The following is an 18,861-nucleotide window of genomic DNA, read 5'->3' on the forward strand; positions in this document are numbered from 1 at the left end:
GAAATAATTACCAAACCGATATTAAGAAAAACGGATTTATGGTTAGAAAAACGTGCATAATGCGCTCGTTTATGATCTATCCATAAATCCGTTTATGTGTAATACTTTCTTACTGCGACAATACGAACCTGAACGTAATACCTCCACTGGTACTGGTAATGGGGTACGAGGTAGATATTACTGGTATGGTTTGTCTTCTGTCATAGAAGAAACGAAGGTTCAATCTGTTATTCACCACATAGTCAATAGACGGTGATATGCCTATTACTTTCTGCCCGCTGGTAGGAATTGACAAATCTGCATCCAACCGGTTATTGGCGGTTTTATCATCCCGGAAACTCAGGTCCAGTCTGAAGTTCATATCGTTTTGCAGCTTCTTACCTCCATTTTTACTGAAGGAGAAAGGTAATTGTACCCCTCTTACACGATAGCCTGCTCCAATAATAATTTCACTGGAACGTACTTCTGTCAGCTGGTAATCAATGAGACTCAAGCTGAGGGAACGGCTTTTTCTGAACTCTACCCTGGCATTCAGGCTATTTACGAATGTAAGATCCACTCCCAGCAATGGAGAGAAGGACTCGGTCAGCGTAAGGTTAGGTACCAGGAAATAAGGGAAGTAATTTCCGGATACGGTATCCCTGAACGCCGGGAAGCCGGTGAGCCGCGGATCTTCAAAGTACATAGAGGTATTATAGGAGTTCATACTGAGTGAACCTGTGTAAGCATGTCTGACAGTAAAGTTGGTCAGGAATGATTTGAAAGGTTCCAGCTTGGTCAACCCATTATACGTAATGTTCCAGTTGGGTTTAGGAATATAATTACTGAAAGGATTGCTTTTCACGTTATCATTTCCTTGTTTCAACAGGGCTATCTTATCGGGCGATGTTCCGGTATATGCGGCCAGGAATGCTGGTATCAATACGTCCTGTGCATACCTGGTATAACCGTATGCATAGTTTGGATCTTTAGGATCTCCTGTTGGTACGCCGGGATCTTTATTATATGGATTGATGGCACCTAATCTTTTTGAGATCTGGTTACGGTAAGCTTCAAAGTTCCGGAAGGTATTTGAAATACCATCCGATGTATTGATTTTACCAAACATGGTTTTGATAGCAATGTAGGTAATTTCAAAACCGCCCGCATCGTATGGACTCAGGTGCTGGAAATTGCTCGGATCTGTCAGATTTTTGAACAGTTCCGTATGCGTTTTGGTAAACGACTTGGTCATGGTCAGGTCTATACGCAGATCGTTCAAAGGTTCCAATTGCGCCTGTAAATCCCATCTCTGTGTAAACTGTTGCTGGGCCTGTATATTAAATAAGGTGTCCGGCGTAATCAGTCCTTTTTGTGCAAATTTGTCCAACCACTTTCTATCCGGCTGATAACCAAATACGAAATTGAGGCCTGGTGCCATGGTGGCCCAGTTCATACCTATAATTTTGGTACTATCTATATATCCCGGTAACCGGGTACCTGCATTTTCATTATAGTTAAATCCAATCCGTTTCAGCATCATCAGCGGTTTCAGCAATCCTTTCACCCAAGGCGATATTTCATCGGAGGCAGGCTGATTCTGGTTTGGCTGATTAGCCGCAGTTTTGTTGTTCTGATTATTGTTATTGTTGTTGTTAGTTTGTGGTTTGCGGGCATTGATCTGCCGCAGGAATTTCGATTTGTTATAGAGTTCTGTAAACTTGAATTCTGCCGTCAGCGTTTTCTGCTGGGTGTTTTCTATCGCGTTACCCAGGTACAATGCCAGCTGTGAAGCGCCTGTCCACCGGTATTCCGTGCTGTAGCCAAATGCGATATTGGTCCAGTTGAGTGCCGGGAATTTGGAAGTAGGCAGCGTATAGGTGAAGTTGGCGTTGTGCATGTAGTTGGTGTTACGTCCACCTTTGAAGAAGTTCCGGCGTACCGTGTCTTTCTTCGCTGCATCATCTAAACGGCCGCTTGGCTCATCAATACGTGCGTTATTCACCGCATTGAACTCAAAATTGATACTACGGGTAAGATCCCATTTCACAGTATAATACCTGTCGAACGTAAAGTATTTATTATAGGTTTCCGGGAGCTGGTACTTAACATCTCCACCTACGTTACGTACGCGGGTAGCACCAAACTGCCGGGATATATCTACCCGGAAGCTCAGGATAGCCGGTACATAGTTAATGTTGAAGTCGCGGATCAGATCCAGCCAGTGCGATTTACTTTTGATCAGTTTCTTAAACGGCTCCAGGTAATGCGGCTGACCGGCGTAGTTGTACCCTAATCCTCCACGGTGCTTTGTGAGCATGTCATTTTGGATCAACGGATTATGCCGCAGTATCTGGGAGAAGGAATAACTGAGATCAAAGTTTTCCACATCCCACAGATGCCGTTTACCACCACCACCGAGATTTAATTTCCGGACGTTGGTAAAGTTCAGACTTTTGATAGAAGTGAAATCCTGGGCATTTTTCCGGATAGAATCTCTTTCCGCACGGTTTCTGGCCAGGGCCATTTTATCTTTCAGTTTAATATCCAGGTCATAAGGATCATACTCCGGATTGCTGGCGGATTGTGAATAGCCGGCATATACAGGAATAGAGATACCTGCTTTCTTTGGTAATAGTTTACCAAGATCCAGGTTAGCAGCGGCATCATATTGCAGGAAGTTATCCCTGAACCTTTCATTTACGCGCTGATCAATATTTCCGAAACCGGCGGTATGCATGTTACCGGAAACAGAGATGGTACCTAAGTCGGAAAGTTGTACATCCACCCTGGCGAGTGCAGCATAACCACCCTTCTCATCAAAATCAGAGAGGCGCAGTTCATCCAGCCATACCTCAGCGCAATGTGGCTGTCCGTCATCCTTCGGATTTTGTATACCTATCATCATGGTGCGGGCGTCACCCAAACTAGGGTTACCCACTACTGTCATAAAGTTTCCATACTGATCGGCTACTGGTGTTGCCGGGTAAGGCAATATCGGAGAGCAGGAATCACACATGTTACGTTTCTGCTTCAGTGCACTGAGCTGAGACATTACCAGTTCCATGTTATTACGTTCCGGCCAGATGTCCAAAGCTGTTTTAGGACCATTCCAGTCTGTTACTTTCAGCGGAATGCGGTACTCATAATAGTTACTTACAAAGTCGCTACCAATACGGATCACAGCTTGCATCTGTCCGTCTTTCAGGGCAGTAGCAGCACCTACTGCTTCCGCGTGTATATACATCTGCAGTTTTTTATACTGACGCAGATCCATATTCAGCGTTTTGTACAGGGCACGCATTTCACCATCTTTCAGGTTACAAAGCTGTACGGATAAAGACTGCTCATTCAGTTGCAGTGTAGTGTTGTTGGTGCTGATTGTATTCTGTCTGACTACTCCAGGAGGCAACACATAAGGAATAGGTGTGCGGGAAGAGTTTTCTTCAATATTAACAGCAGAAGAATTAAAGGTAGTAGAGTTATCCAATGGAATTGGATCACCCGGACGCAGCTCATACATATACCGGCGCCATTGGTTGCGTACCAGTTCCAGTTTGGCAAAACGTACGATCACGGAATCCGTGAAGCCGGTCAGGAACATACGCATGAAACGGATGGATTTGAAATCCGGTATGTTACCCACTTTCGCGTTATACTGGTTCAATGGCACTTTAAACTGGTACCAGGTTTCCGTTGTTTTCTGATTATTGGGTAAGGTTACATCTGCCTCTATCTTATCCACAATAAAGTTGGTACCTACCTGCATGTTAGGTTTCATATCCACTCTATACTGGAAATATTCCTCTGTTTCATTCATGGTATTATCCCTGTTCAGGTCTTCTGATTCAGGAATATTGGTGGCTGCAGAGGAGAAAGTTGATTTGGGATCAGATACCGGAGAGTTCCCTTCCGGATTGCTATATCTTTTATAGCGCTGCAGAATGTTCATTCCGTTATATGTCGGATCACGATAATGTTTGTAATCATCATTAGCCGGATCCTGCACTGCCTGGTTATATACAGGGCTACCTCCGAAGTTCATTCGCAGTGTATCCATGTATGTTTTATAGAAGGCACCTTCATCCTGTGATTTCAAACCATCGTAACCCACATCCTGGTAGCTGCGGATATTAGGATCATTATCAAAAGCCTGGGTGATCTGCTGCTGGAATTTAGGCAAACGACCCCATTTGGAAGAATCGATCTTATTAGGATCCTGGTGCGGATCAGGCATCCCGTTTTCAAAGAATTTCTTGGAATCTTTGAGGATGTCTTCAGATACGTTACCCAGGTTAAAGTACATTGAGCCCCCGGAACTGTTAGGCTGTTTAATAAATGGATCCTGGATCCAGAACTCAATATATTCAATGTTCGCAGTTTCAAAATCACTGTTATCGATCGCCCTCATGATACCACCCCAGCGGGTTTGTGGTCTTGCCAGCAAACCATCCCGGTTCATCATGATTGGATTGTTGGTAAAGTTGTAGGGGCCTCTTTCTGTAGGATAATAGGCCAGATCAAGGGTACTCAACTGGCTTTGTCCGAAGTCGGTAGACCTGTTTTTGAATACTTCTTTCTGATATACTAACCTCGAGCGGGGGTCGGATTGATCATCTATTGTAATCCCTGACGGCAGACTTGGAGATTTCGGTAATTGAAGGGTAGGTTCAATGATGTACCAGGCCAATTTTGCCCTGTTTTTTCCGTAATCCAGCACATTATTCAATTCTGCTTCCGGGAACATCACCCTACCGGAGGCATCTGTAGCTCCTTTAGGTGTAGAGGCCAGCGCCCAGCTGGTAGCCGGAAACTTCAGGTCGTATCCACTTTTCACGCCCTCAAAATCATCTATATAAGCCGTACCCTGTTTGCTGCCGGGTTCATTCACCAGCTTACTATGGCCTGGGAACAAACGGGCTACTTCACCGGTAAACAATATATTAGATGGAGAAGAGCTGGTATAGTTCGGCAACTTATCCAGGAAGCGGTTCAATCCTTTCCATTCGGAAGCATAGTTCGCATCCAAACCTACCATGGTGTTTTTAATCGGATCCTCTCCGTAGTTCACCTTCTGGTAATAAGGCCTTTCACTCATGCGCACTATTGTACCACCCAAACTTAATTTATCATTGACAATATAATCCAGTCGGGTACCAAAATAGTTGCGGACCTGCTGCCCGAATAGCGCATTATTTTCAAACTGTACATTAATAGGTACGCCGGCGTTCAGCACCCCGCCGTTAATAATTTTCAGCCTGCCCAGGTTATAATCAATAATGTAATCCACATTTTCCCGCAGTTGCTGGCCGCCGGCGGTCACGGTAACGGATCCTGGCGGGATGGTAGTACCGGAGCCCAGGTTAATTTCCGAGGAGCTGGCCGATTTATAGGAACCACGTATCACATATCGGTTCAGTTGTGGGAACTGCTGGGCCACCACTTTAATGGAATCATACAGTACATTATAGAGGTATTGCTTTTCCAGTGCCGCATCTCCGCCGAACGCCTTTTTAAGGCCGGCAGAAAAAGGTTCCAGTGTCGGGAACATGATTTTACCGGTCAGGGAGTTTATCGTATAGCCTTCCACGTAATCGAACACCCCATCTGGTTGCGGATCCAATTGGTTATTCAATCGGTCGAGGTTAAGAATGGTAATGATAGGGGCACCGGCGAAATCTCCCTTTGCATCGGGGATATAACGTTTATCACTGGGTGGACGGCCTTCTGCGCCCGGATCCTTATAGTATACATCCATCCGGAAATCTTCCTTATTTACCTGGAAGGCGCCGGTGGCGTAAATATTCTTCATCATCAGGTCCCATATGGGTAAGGTAGGACGGGCGGATGTTGCTTTCAGCAATTTAAGGAACAGGACAGGCTGATTGGCACTGTTGTTTTGGTCCGGAGGTACATCCTGCGAAAACTCACCCACCTGGTATACCCTTCCGTTGTACGTATACTGATAGGCGACTGCCAGCACTTCATCGGCCTGTAATTGTTGGTTAAGGGAGATGAAACCCAGTTGTTTATTATAGATGTACTCTGTAGAATCAAGTTTGCGGGCAAATGTTTTCTCAAACTCCGAGACCGGTTGCAAGCCTAAGGCGAGCAATCGGCTAACGACCGTTCCCGTATTCCGGCTCATCGGATCGCGGATCAGATTGGAATACAGGTCATTCGTTCCTCTGTCCGGCAGCTTGGAAGTAGTATTGACGTGTATCGCTGTTTTATTAAAAGGATTCTGTTCTGCAAGGTCCATTAAACCCACGATATCACGTGTTTGGGTAGTAGCCCCGGTTTTATTGGTTACCCATACTTCCATACGGGTAATATTTGTCAGTGACCTGATGATTGGCAGGTTAGACATGGCATAATTGAAGGTATCACGGAAGAATTGGGCCAAAAGGAAGTGGCGGTTGTCTTCATACTCATCTGCCCTCAGGTTATAGTCCTGTACCTGGGTACCGCCTTTGAGCATGAGATTTTGCTTCTGTGATTTCTGATTAGAGAGTACACTTGTGACGGTTAAGCGTCCGAACTGTAACTGTGTTTTCACCCCGAAAAGTGATTGGATTCCGGATATCAGGGAGCTACGCAGAGGAAAGCTAACGTTACCGGCTTCTATTTTCTTGATAATTTCATCATTATAGCCGGTATATTCGAGTTTTACCTGGTTTTCAAAATCAAACTGGGATTGGGTATTATAGTTGGTGATCAGTTTCAGTTTATCCCCGATTTTACCTACTACGTTCATGTTGATCCCCATATCAAAATTAAACCCGCCATTCTTTCTGGCTTGTTCTACCAGCACGGGKTTTTTGATATTCTGACCCTGATAGCCGAAGGTCAGGTCCAGGCTACCCTGGGGGCGTATATCCACTTTACTGCCGCCAAAGATGCGGTCAAAGAGGTTATTGCCATTATACAGTGCGGGACCATTGCTGCGTTGGTTCAGGTTACCGAGGGCGCTGGCTCTTTTTTGCCAGTAGTCCTGTTCACTCTGGTGGGACTGCAGTTTATAGAACTCGTCAAAGCTCATGTAGGTAGGGTTACGATAATACTGATTACCGATTTTTTCGGTAACCGTATATTGCTTCGTAACGGGATCGTATTCTACTGTTTTGTTGATATTTGCGGGATCCTTCAGATCAATACCACTTCTGGACCCCGGATCCGTTATATTGGGGCCGCGTCTGTCCTGAAGGGGGTATTTCAAGGTATCTTTTTTTCCGGTAGTATCGATTTTGGTTTGACCTGTAATGGTGGTATCCGGCTTCCAGCTCCTTCTTGATAATTTCAGATTCCCAGAACGATCCCTAGCGGCAGTGTCAACAATGATAAAGGATACAATTGCTATCACGGCAAAAGCACCATAGTATGTTTTTCTTGCCAAGAAAAATAGGTTTTTATAGAGGATTTTATGTATTTATTATAAACTTTTCAGGGCTTTCTTTATGAGCTCTTCCAAGTTTTGCAATAGTGGCTCATTTTTCATAACTCTCTGAATTGCCGATTCTGCCATGTTCCGGGCTATGCCTAGAGTTATCAGAGCATTTAACGCATCTTCGTGCATTGTATTGTTTACAGTAGCAGATAAATGTGTTCCGGTATCCTTGTGCTTCGTTATTTTATCTTTCAGTTCGAGTATTATTCTTTTGGCTGTTTTTGCGCCGATCCCCTTCACGCTTTCGAGCATCCGCTCATTTTCCATCATGATAGCACGTTGTATATCTTCTGGTTGTAAAGACGACAACATCATTCGGGCGGTATTGGCCCCTACACCTGAAACACTTATCAGCAGGAGAAAAAGACTCCTTTCTGCCTCTTCAAAAAAACCGTACAGCGTATGCGCATCTTCTTTAATCTGGAGGAAGGTTAACAGTTTGCAACTTTCCATATTCTGTATCCTGGAATATGTATTGAGGCTAATCTGTACTTCATAACCGATTCCGTTCACATCCAGATGAACAAGAGCTGGTGACTTATACGCCAATTTTCCATTCAGATAAGCAATCATACAAGGTAAAGGTTCAGTAATTTAATTAAACTTTCGGAAATTGATTAATAATGTATTTCGGGTAAACCGGGGCAAAGATGCTAACTTTTAACGGATTGTCAATCGTTAAAGTTCGTCATATTCGACTTTTTTAGGAAATATACGTTTATATCGTATTTTTACGCCTCGTTTTAAACACATATTTAGTTTATATGAATAAAATAACGGCCGCTATTACAGCGGTGGGTGGGTATGTTCCCGATTACGTGCTAACCAACCAGGAATTAGAAAAATTAGTAGATACAACAAACGACTGGATAATAACCCGGACGGGCATTTCAGAGAGGAGGATATTGAAGGGAGAAGGGAAAGGGACATCTGATCTGTGTGTACCGGTAGCTCTTGAAATTTGCAACAAGAGAGGCATTTCTCCGGAAGAAATTGATCTGTTAATTGTGGCCACTGTTACCCCGGACATGACCTTCCCTGCCACAGCCAACGTAGTAACCGATAAAATCGGTGCTAAAAATGCTTTCGGCTTTGATATCAGTGCTGCTTGCTCAGGCTTTTTATACGCATTGGACACCGGTGCCCGCTTCATTGAAAGTGGCCGTTACAAGAAAGTAATGGTAATTGGTGCTGATAAAATGAGTTCCATCATTGACTATACGGACAGGACTACCTGCATCATCTTTGGCGATGGCGCCGGCGGCGTACTGCTGGAAGCCAACACCGAAGGATATGGCTTAATTGACAGTATCCTGAAAAGTGATGGCCATGGCCGTGAATACCTTCACATGAAGGCCGGAGGCTCTGTTAAACCCGCAACTATTGAAACAGTAAACAGCCGTGAGCACTTCGTATACCAGGAAGGCAAAATGGTGTTTAAGTATGCGGTGTCTAACATGGCGGGGGCAGCAAAAGATATCATGGAACGTAATAACCTGACCTCAGAAGATATCGCCTGGCTGGTACCTCATCAGGCCAACAAACGTATCATTGGAGCCACTTCCCAGTATATCAACGTTCCCGATGAAAAGGTAATGATGAATATTCACCGCTATGGCAACACCACTGCCGGTACTATTCCTTTGTGCCTGTGGGACTATGAAAAATTCCTCAAAAAAGGCGACAACATCATGATGGCGGCCTTTGGTGGCGGATTTACCTGGGGAGCCAACTATATCCGTTGGGCATACGATGGCGATCAGTACGGAAAAAAATAAAAATAGCATTTTTGACTTCCGGACGCCCATACTTTGTTTCAGAAAGAAATTCTCCAGAAACACAGTACGGGCATCCGGGATCTATATTATCCCGTCAATATCCCCGTAAATACCAGGTATTTCCCCTCACTCTCCGTTACCTGTAAGCTACCATTCATTTTATCAATAAAGTCTTTTGTAATAGCATAACTCAATGCGTACATATCCTGTTGCCAGTCTGATAAAGTTTTTATAATGGCAGCCGCATCTGTACCGGTATCTGCAATGATGCGGCTATATATCAGTCCTTCACTTCTCCAGGCAGAAATAATTAGCAAACTTCCCGGTCGGGCATAATGCACAGATAGCCGCAATAAGTGCTGGTGCACCATGCGAAGCATTTCCCCATCTGCCGGTAAGGTAAAGTCCTCCGGAACCAGGTTCACCACCACCAAAGATTTTTCAGTAATAGCGGCATACACAGGTTTCAATACTGTTTGTATTGCATCATACAACCGGCATGGGACAGGATGATACGCAAATCCCGCCAACTGCAGGCGTATCCACTTCAGGATATTGTCAAAAACAGACAATGTACTGCCGGAAACATCTGCTATCTTCTTTATCAGCGCAGTCATGGTCACAGGGTCTTCTTCATGATCTTTTAACCGCCCCGCTACATTTGAAATGTAATACAGCGGCGCCCTGAAATCATTGGCGATGATCGTAATCAGCTTATTTTTAAACTCGTCATTGGCCCGCAGTGCTACGCGCTTCAGCGAAATGTCGGTATAACTATCTGACAGTTGCTGTTCCTGCTCCTGCGATGCACTGTATTGCTGATAACGGCTGAAAAGTAAGATGAATAGCAGGATCACAATAATAAATAACCCGGCTATCACAAACTGGCTGTTCCTTTTTTTTATTCTCCCTTTTTCCAGTTCCTGCTGCTGTTGCAGATTACTTTTGGATAGTTGCCGTAAGGCCTGTTCTTTTAAAAAATAATCGATATAATTCACCACATCCCGGTCCGGCTGATAACGGTGTTGAGCGGACATCCGCATGATTTCACCGCTATAATAATTCACTTTGCCCGTATCATTTGCCAACCGGTAGTAGTCATATAAACCGGCTATGGTAGCAAGATTTAATTCTATGCAACCTGCTTGCTTAGCCAGTTCATAAGATAGCTCCCGGTAGTGGGTAGAGTCTATCGTATATCCCATCCCGTGGTAGTTTTCCATGCGATTATATATATCCATCGCTACATATAACAATCCTCGTTTCAATGCTTCGGCAGCCAGCTGATTCATCCTTACTTCTGCCTCTTTTCCACGTCCTTGCTTTACCAGCGTATCTGCCTCATAGGCGTCAATATATAATGGCAGGCGGCTACGGGGGTATTTTTCTGAAATACGCCGTGCGGTTCGAAACGCCCATTGTACGGAGTCCTTACGGGTAGTATCATTATAAAACCGCATCGCATAATTTACCAGCAGTATGCTGTACATCGAATCTGCTGAGGGCGGTAGCCGGCTGGCCATCTTAAAGGCTTCATAAAAATAATTGTTGGCATCTGCCGGCCTGCCCATATTCCTGTAGTAGAGATACAGGTTACTCAGGGTTTTGCAAATACGCGCACTATCAGACAATGATTTATGTAACTGCAATGCCCTGTACGCATAGATGCCGGCAATGTTGAAATCTGTTCTCAGCGCAAAGCAAAAACTCAACACATCATAGGCATCAGCCAAACCTTTTTTATCATGCAGTCTGTCAGATACTTCATATGTTCTGATAGCATACAAAAAGCTACTGTCTATGTTGATCATCATGTACAACGCCCCCAGTTTTCCCAACGTATTTACATAATGGCTGCTGTCCTTCGTCGTTTTTAGTTCCTGCAATAACTCAGGCAGTTGCGGACTTTGTGCGTTTGTGTTGTAAACAGCGCATAACCATACAATAGCTAGCCATAAGGTAGCTAATTTATGCTTATAACGTGCTTCAGTAGAGGTTTTTCTCATTTCTCGCTTGGTGCGCTTTTCAACGATTCTGGGAGCCGGTAATAAAAAGTGCTCCCTTGCAGCTCATTATTTTGTGCATTAATGTCCCCGTCCATTTTATCCATAAAGTCTTTACAGATGATCAATGCCAGACCCGCACCTTTGCCGGATCGCTCCTGTTCATAGGCTTTGCTGTTCCAGGCAAATAACAATGGCAATACCACCGCATCAATGCCCGAACCCTCATCTGTAAAGGAAACTGTCAGCCACCCATTATTCCGTATAGCCTTTATCGTTATTACACCATTTTCAGGCGAAAATTTAATGGCATTGTGTAAAAAATTCCGGTGAATGAACTGCAGCATTTCAAAATCGGCCAACACAGTTGTTCCTTCCGGGATATTCGTTATCAATTGTATTTTCTTTTCGTTTAATAAATGTTGTAAACTTTGCGTTACTGCACGGATCATATCTGTCAGCGAAAATATTTCCGGATGATATACAAAGCCTGACAGCTGGGTACGTATCCATTTTAATATTTCTTCAAATACCCCCAGCGTGGTGGTAGCGGTTTGTTCTACCTCCAGGATCATCTCTGCCGCCTCTGTTACAGTGAGCGCTTTTTCATCTATAAACCCGGTAATATTAACAATGTTGTGCAGGGGTGTTCTAAAATCATGCGCTATCATTGAGATCAGCTTATTCTTGAAATCATCACTATCCTGTAATGCTTTATTTCCTTTGCGGATTTCTTCCTGCAGCGTGGCCATGCTGGCGCTGTTGATCTTTGAAAGCCGGTAAGCCCGGATAAAATACGTCAGCAAGATCACCAGCAGTATGGCGATGGCTGTGATGATGATGAGCTGGTAGTACCAGAAATGGTTAGTCGTTTGGGTATGTTCCAATTGTTCACGCTGCGACTGGTGTTGCATTTTCAAAGAGTCCATCAGCTCATCTCCGAAATTACAGGCCAGGTAATCTGCCTCTCCTGCCTGCATATCTTCCTGTTGCTGTTGCATAATATGCAGGGCCATCCGGCTGTACACTGCTGCGTGCCTGGCATCTTTCCGGTGCTGGTACCAATTAAACAAGGTAGTGACCACCGGCAGCATTAACCCGGTATATCCACCAGCAAGGGCATAGTTAACTGATTGCTGCTGATATAGTAGGGAATCCGCTTTTCTTTGCCAGATCCGGTAACCTGTTAACTGTGCACTGGCATACATGGCGATGTAATTAAGTCCTGCGCTGTCGGCTACCCATATTACTTTTTTCAGCTTTTCTTCTGCTTTCTTTATTTCTCCTGCCCGGAGATCTTCATGGGCTTCAAACAATTGCACATACAACATCCCTAACCGGTCATGATACCTGGCAGTGAGTGCCACGGCTTGTTGCAGCGCCTTTTGTGCGAATACCAATGCTGCCGTATCTCCAGCATTCACCAGGTAGTAGTTCACCAGCACCCATGCCCGTACAGAATCCAGCCCCGGTGCCCAGGTTACTTTCAATGCCTTGTTCAGGTAATTTTGTGCTTCCGCATGTTTACCCTGGTACTGATAATAGGTACCGATGTTCATCAGCGATACCGCCACACCTGTTGAGTCGCCGGCAGCGCGGCAGGCGGTTAATGCATTATCATAAAATAAAAAAGACAGGTAACGGTGGGGACGCAGGGAATAATAGCGGCCCAGGCCACGCAGGGCATCCCGGTGACCTTTGTCGTAGTGAATCCTGGTGGCGATGTCATTAGCCGTTTTTGCATACCCGCCACTGCTATCCAGCTGACAGGGAAGATACAGGGACGACAACCTGTTTAACGCATCCACATACTTCGTGCTATCCGTTATCCCCGATAACGCATGCTTAATTGCCGTAATATCATTATGCTGCCCGCACAATGTTTTTGAAAGGAATAGCAGACAACAAAGGCCCGCATGGCGCATCCATACCATAATTGGGAATCAACAATCCGTAAAATAGTTTTATTTACGGTGCTGACTGCCATCCATTTTGTTCATTTTCAGTCCCTAGATTTCAAACACCAACCCTTTACGTTTCAGTGCTTCATATTTTTCAGGATCGAAGCGGTACAGATGTGCCCCTTTTTTGGAAGATGTTTTGTCTTTTTCCTCCAGTTTTTCCATTACATCCAGGGATAATATCTTCTTACGGAAGTTGCGCTTATCCAGTGTTTTCTGATAAATTTCTTCGTAGAGACTTCTTAGTTGTGAGAGGGTAAATTTCTCCGGCAGCAGTTCAAAACCAATGGGATGGAATTGTGCATTATTGCGGAGCGCTGCCAGGGCATCTTCAATCATTTTGCTATGATCGAAGATCAGCTGGGGTATTTCGTGCAGCTCCAGCCAGTGAGCACCATGCTCTCTGGCCAACGGCTTATCGTGGTTCTTAATGCGTATGAGTGCGTAATAGGCAACGGATATTACCCTGGCGCCCGTATCCCGGTTTACATTGCCATAGCAATGCAGCTGGTTCATATAAATATCATCCAAACCGGTTGTATGTTCCAGCACACGGCCAGCCGCTTCATCCGTACTTTCATCTTCCTGTACAAAGCCTCCTACCAGCGACCATTCGCCGGCCATAGGAGCCACTTTTCGTTGCATGATCAATAACTTCAACCGGCCTTCATCAAAACCGAAGATGATACAATCTACTGCCACCAGGTGTTTAGGGGCTTTAGCATAAAAAGAAGCAGCATTCATAAAGGAATTTTAAAGGCAGAATATCCGGTAAAAATAATAAAATCGACCTATTTTTTAGGTTTAAAACGACTGTAATCGGTAACAGGTATTTTATTGACACCTAATAGTCCTAACATATATACCAGTTGTCCCCGGTAAAAGGTACTATTATTACATACCTGAATAATAACGTCCTGAACGGCTATTTTATAATGTTCACTCTTTTTGAGTGTATAAGCAATGGTATGATTCAACTTCACCTGGTTGGCTTTCCCGACCCATTCTTCCAGTAACAACGATTGTTTTAGCCAGGTAGCACAGGCCACTGCAAAAGAGTCGCTGAAGCCAATGGTAGGATCCGTTGTTTTCTCTGTGAGCTGTAATCGTTGATACCAGGCACTTTCCTCTTGCCACAAGTGGTAAACAGTAGCACGTACCGTTGAAAAACCGGCACCCAGCGGTTCGTCCAGTTGTTCTTCCGTTAGTTTAAGCAACCCCTTTACCAACTGTTGATTAGCCCAGTGGTTGTAAGAAGTGTAGTGCACCAGCATATTTTTCATGTAAAAAAAAGATTAATGCAATCCCGCAGCAAACATCCTACAAATTACAATATTGTTTTTCATTTTAGCACACGATATTTGCGCTCCCTATAATCTCGAGACCATGAATACGCTTACCTATCTAAGCAGGTGCATCATCAGGAACATCCCGCAGATAACCGACTACCGGCACTTTCCCAATGCCCTGATCCGGCGCAATGGTGTTGTCAGGAATTTTGAAGATGCCCGGTCCGGCTGGAAAGAACGCACCATTACGCATACTTACCATGGACGGCCACAGCAAGCGTTGCTATCTGATTTGCTGGCACAAACCGGTTCCACCACCTGCATTGTAATGCAGCAAAACAAAATACTACTGGATGCCTGCTTTAATGGTTACACCTCCAACTCCATCAACACCTCTTTTTCTGTCGCTAAATCTATGGTATCTGCCCTTACCGGCATTGCCCTGGAAGAAGGCGCCATCCATAGTATACAGGATACTGTAGGGAGATATATACCGTCGTATGATGTTCCGGGGCTCCGGGATATTACCATTGCGCACCTTTTGCAAATGTGTTCCGGATTGGAGTACCGGGAAGGTGTAACACCCTGGTCGGACGATGCCCGGATCTATTACGGAACCCATTTAAGGGAACAGGCGCTGAAAACCAGGCTGGTGGAAACACCAGGTAGTACATACCACTACAACAACTACAACCTCCTTTTACTGGGTATGATCCTGGAAAAAACCACGGGGCAGCCGGTGCCTTTATATTTCCAGGAAAAGATATGGCAGCATATAGGCGCCGCCGAGGATGCCTCCTGGAGCATGGACAGCCACGCATCCCGGTTTGCGAAAATGGAAAGTGGGTTCAATGCTATCGCCATGGATTTTGTACGCTTTGGTGCCCTATACCTGCAAAACGGGGCCATCAACGGCAAACAGGTGATCCCCACAGCATGGCTGGAAGAATCTGTGAGTCCTCCGGTGCTTAAAGCCGATACACAAAAATATATCTCCCGGTTATCTCCTCCCCTGTGTAAGTGGACAGGCAGCTCATCCGGTTATTACAAATACCTGTGGTGGGGGCTACAGATGGATCCGCACAATTTTGATTATTTTGCGTTAGGAGCAAAAGGACAGTTCATTTACATTTGTCCCCGCAAACAAGCTGTGATAGTACGTTTTGGTAAGCACTGGGGTAAAACAGACTGGTGGCCCGGTATACTAAAGCAGATAGTTGATTCGCTCGATTAATATTTACAGATATGGAAGATATAACGTTAAGGGTTGCACGAAAAGAAGATTGTCCGCGTTTGATGGAACTGATCCGTGAGCTGGCTGAATTTGAAAAAGCACCGGAGCAGGTAACGGTAAGTCTCGAACATTTTGAAGAAGCGGGTTTCGGTGCCCAACCGGTGTGGAAAGCATTCGTGGCCACCACCGAAATCAACGGCAGGGAAGTCATACATGGAATGGCACTCTATTATACCCGCTACTCTACCTGGAAAGGATGTCGCATGTACCTGGAAGATATCATCGTAACAGAAAAATGGCGTGGCAAAGGTATTGGTAAGTTATTCTTTGATGAACTAATGAAAGAAGCGAAAGAAAAACAATTTAGTGGCATCATGTTCCAGGTGCTGGAATGGAATACACCTGCCATTAATTTCTATAAAAAATATACCACCAAATTTGATCCTGAATGGATTAATGTCAGCATAGAATTACAATAATTTTTTCCGCTCATAAAATTCCGGGAGGGTATGTCATCAATCATTGCTAATATTGATGACATACCATTTCGCTATGATTTTTATTAACGATTTCCGAACCCTTCACAACGTTACCACGCCTCATCTCTGCGACGCATTCAACGCAGCTTTCAGCGATTATATAGTACCACTGCATCTTACGCCTTCTATAATGGAACAAAAGATACAGGGAGAAAATCTGCAACGCAATTATTCCATTGGCGCATTCGCAGGAGAAGAACTTGGTGGTTTCATTTTACACGCAGTAGATAACCTGGTACATCCTACCATTTTATACAATGGTGGTACCGGCGTAATACCAACTTATCGTGGACAACATCTGGTGCAGAAAATGTACTCACAATTTATACCGGTTTACCAGGAACAGGGTATCCGGAAAATAATACTGGAAGTAATCAGCACCAATCTGCCGGCTATCAAAGCCTATACAAACAGTGGGTTCGATAAAACCCGCATCATCCATTCGTTCAAAGGCGAAGTGGATATGCGTAAACCCGCGGCAGACATCTCCATAAAAGAAAATAAAACACCCGACTGGGCCTTGTTATCAACGTTTATGGATATGGAGCCTTCCTGGTCTAATACTATGAGCAGTATTCAAAGAGAAGGTGCATTTACCATTACCTGGGAAGCAACAGCAGATGGAGAAACCGCCGGATATATCAGTGTACACAGAGATACGCGGCGAATCCGAAACATTGCTGTAAACCCCGGTTTCCGCAGACAAGGAATAGGTACTGCATTATTACAGCATGCAGCGGAGGTGCTGGAAGGCCCTATGACGATCATCAACATTGATGAACATTTTCCGGAAATAGGTACATTTCTTAAGCAGGCCGGCCTGGCACATTATTTATCGCAGTATGAGATGGCGATAAGCTTTTAGCAGTTAGCTTTTAGCTTTTAGCAAAAATGCAGCGGAGATTAAGCAATACTTAATCTCCGCTGCATTTTTATTTTCGCTGCATTTTGCTAAAAGCTAACTGCTAATAGCTAAAAGCTCTTGTATCAGTTAATTCCGTTTACCACGGTTTCTTTATTAATTTTCTGGATCAGTCCCTGTAATACTTTACCAGGGCCCACTTCGGTGAATTCATGGCCACCGTCGGCAATCATTGCCTGAACGGATTGTGTCCATCTTACAGCGCCTGTTAACTGATCAATCAGGTTTTGTTTGATTTGTGCAGGATCGGTCACCGCTGCAGCTGCTACGTTCTGATAAACAGGGCAGGTAGGCGTATTGAAAGTAGCGGTATCAATAGCTGCCTGCAATTCGTCTTTGGCAGATGCCATTAACGGAGAGTGGAAAGCGCCTCCTACCGGCAATACTAATGCACGTTTGGCACCGGCGGCCTTCATTCTTTCACAAGCAATTTCCACACCTTTGATGGTACCGGATATTACCAGCTGACCAGGACAGTTATAGTTGGCAGGTACTACTATTTCGCCGGTTTCGGCGGTAACAGCAGCGCATATTTCTTCTACTTTGGCGTCATCCAGTGCCAGTACTGCAGCCATGGTAGATGGTTGCTGTTCACATGCTTTCTGCATGGCATTGGCGCGGATAGCTACCAGTCGTAATGCCGCTTCAAACGACAGTACACCATTAGCTACCAGGGCAGAAAACTCACCGAGGGAGTGGCCCGCTACCATTTCCGGCTGTGAATGTTCAGTACACAGAAAAGCGATAACAGCATGCAGGAATACGGCTGGCTGTGTAACGTTGGTTTGCTTCAGGTCTTCATCTGTACCATTAAACATGATATCAGAAATACGGAACCCTAAAATTTCATTGGCTTGCTCAAAAAGTTCTTTAGCTTTTGCATTGGTGTCGTACAGATTTTTGCCCATACCCGGAAACTGTGATCCTTGTCCGGGAAATACGTAAGCATGCTTCATGTTGATATATTGTGTTTTAGCTTTTCAAATTAATAATTTTCCAAATATACAAGTAAAAGAATTATAAAAACATTTAGGGATTTCTGCCGGGTTTACGCCAGCAAAAATCCCTATATCGTTATGTCTTTTATGTTATTTGGAAATCAGTTTCATGAACTCTGCCCTGGTATCACCATGTTCAAACTGGCCGCTGAAGGCGGAAGTGGTGGTGATAGAGTTTTGTTTCTGCACACCGCGCATCATCATACAGAGATGCTGCGCTTCTATTACTACTCCAACACCTTGCGGTTGCAGGGTTTCCTGTATCGCATCCAGGATCTGGTGTGTTAAGCGCTCCTGTACCTGTAACCGGCGGGCAAATACATCCACTACCCGGGCTAATTTGCTCAGGCCTGTAATATATCCGTTCGGAATATAGGCTACATGTGCCTTTCCGAAAAAGGGCAACATATGATGCTCACACATAGAATATATTTCTATATCCTTTACGATCACCATTTCGCTATATGACTCTGTGAATTTTGCGCCCTCCAGGATAGCACGAGCGTCCTGCTGATAACCCTGGGTGAGGAATTGCATGGCTTTGGCCATGCGCTCAGGCGTTTTCTCTAATCCTTCCCTGGCAGGATCTTCTCCTAACAGGTGCAGACATTCTTTATAATTTTCTACAAGACCGGACGTGATCTTTTCATTGTAACTTTCAATCTTATTATACGCCATTCTTATATGATTTTAGCAAATTTCAAAGGCTGA

At 44.6% G+C, this 18,861-nt stretch carries 12 protein-coding genes; 4 read left to right on the forward strand and 8 right to left on the reverse strand.

Annotated features, from left to right (window positions below; translation table 11 throughout):
- Nucleotides 1-109: 109 nt before the first annotated feature.
- Together sov and ruvA are read right to left on the reverse strand one after the other, a co-directional pair.
- Nucleotides 110-7,375 carry a T9SS outer membrane translocon Sov/SprA gene (sov, locus tag AC1DCV_RS09780; protein WP_477023032.1) on the reverse strand — a complete coding sequence of 2,422 codons (7,266 nt, stop codon included), beginning with the start codon at nucleotides 7,373-7,375 and terminating at the stop codon, nucleotides 110-112.
- A 36-nt stretch (nucleotides 7,376-7,411) separates the two neighbouring features.
- Nucleotides 7,412-7,999 carry a Holliday junction branch migration protein RuvA gene (ruvA, locus tag AC1DCV_RS09785; RefSeq protein WP_441573652.1) on the reverse strand — a complete coding sequence of 196 codons (588 nt, stop codon included), beginning with the start codon at nucleotides 7,997-7,999 and terminating at the stop codon, nucleotides 7,412-7,414.
- Nucleotides 8,000-8,190: 191 nt separating this feature from the next.
- Here ruvA and AC1DCV_RS09790 point away from each other — a divergent pair, with 191 nt between their 5' ends.
- Nucleotides 8,191-9,204, forward strand: coding sequence for a beta-ketoacyl-ACP synthase III (locus AC1DCV_RS09790; RefSeq protein ID WP_477023033.1), 1,014 nt, complete (start codon nucleotides 8,191-8,193; stop codon nucleotides 9,202-9,204).
- An 86-nt stretch (nucleotides 9,205-9,290) separates the two neighbouring features.
- On the opposite strand, the gene AC1DCV_RS09795 is transcribed toward AC1DCV_RS09790, so the two are convergent.
- The 4 genes from AC1DCV_RS09795 to AC1DCV_RS09810 form a co-directional block, all read right to left on the reverse strand.
- Nucleotides 9,291-11,210: a sensor histidine kinase gene (locus tag AC1DCV_RS09795; RefSeq protein ID WP_477023034.1), complete on the reverse strand. Its 1,920-nt coding sequence runs from the start codon at nucleotides 11,208-11,210 to the stop codon at nucleotides 9,291-9,293.
- Nucleotides 11,207-13,132: an ATP-binding protein gene (locus tag AC1DCV_RS09800; RefSeq protein WP_477023035.1), complete on the reverse strand. Its 1,926-nt coding sequence runs from the start codon at nucleotides 13,130-13,132 to the stop codon at nucleotides 11,207-11,209. Before AC1DCV_RS09800 ends, AC1DCV_RS09795 begins: the two co-directional genes overlap by 4 nt.
- Before the next feature lie 84 nt (nucleotides 13,133-13,216).
- A complete protein-coding gene (locus AC1DCV_RS09805) occupies nucleotides 13,217-13,912 on the reverse strand; it encodes an NUDIX hydrolase (RefSeq protein ID WP_477023036.1) in 696 nt (231 codons plus the stop codon).
- Between the two features lie 47 nt (nucleotides 13,913-13,959).
- Entirely contained in the window at nucleotides 13,960-14,451 is a 492-nt protein-coding gene (locus AC1DCV_RS09810) for a DinB family protein (protein ID WP_477023037.1), read from the reverse strand.
- 103 nt (nucleotides 14,452-14,554) lie between these two features.
- Between AC1DCV_RS09810 and AC1DCV_RS09815 the strand changes: the two genes are divergently transcribed.
- The 3 genes from AC1DCV_RS09815 to AC1DCV_RS09825 all read left to right on the forward strand — a co-directional run bounded on the left by AC1DCV_RS09815 (nucleotide 14,555) and on the right by AC1DCV_RS09825 (nucleotide 17,095).
- Nucleotides 14,555-15,691, forward strand: coding sequence for a serine hydrolase domain-containing protein (locus AC1DCV_RS09815; protein WP_477023038.1), 1,137 nt, complete (start codon nucleotides 14,555-14,557; stop codon nucleotides 15,689-15,691).
- Between the two features lie 11 nt (nucleotides 15,692-15,702).
- Nucleotides 15,703-16,170: an N-acetyltransferase family protein gene (locus AC1DCV_RS09820; protein WP_477023039.1), complete on the forward strand. Its 468-nt coding sequence runs from the start codon at nucleotides 15,703-15,705 to the stop codon at nucleotides 16,168-16,170.
- A gap of 73 nt (nucleotides 16,171-16,243) precedes the next feature.
- The gene (locus AC1DCV_RS09825) at nucleotides 16,244-17,095 is read left to right on the forward strand and encodes a GNAT family N-acetyltransferase (protein ID WP_477023040.1); all 852 of its coding nucleotides are present in this window, start codon (nucleotides 16,244-16,246) and stop codon (nucleotides 17,093-17,095) included.
- Between the two features lie 122 nt (nucleotides 17,096-17,217).
- Here the strand turns inward: AC1DCV_RS09825 and fabD are convergent, their stop codons facing one another.
- Together fabD and folE are read right to left on the reverse strand one after the other, a co-directional pair.
- A complete protein-coding gene (fabD, locus tag AC1DCV_RS09830) occupies nucleotides 17,218-18,108 on the reverse strand; it encodes an ACP S-malonyltransferase (RefSeq protein ID WP_441573643.1) in 891 nt (296 codons plus the stop codon).
- Nucleotides 18,109-18,240: 132 nt separating this feature from the next.
- Nucleotides 18,241-18,828 (reverse strand): GTP cyclohydrolase I FolE, encoded by a 588-nt coding sequence (folE, locus tag AC1DCV_RS09835; protein WP_477023041.1) that lies wholly within the window; start codon nucleotides 18,826-18,828, stop codon nucleotides 18,241-18,243.
- Nucleotides 18,829-18,861 lie beyond the last annotated feature (33 nt).

This window comes from Chitinophaga sp. 10T418, assembly GCF_056394125.1.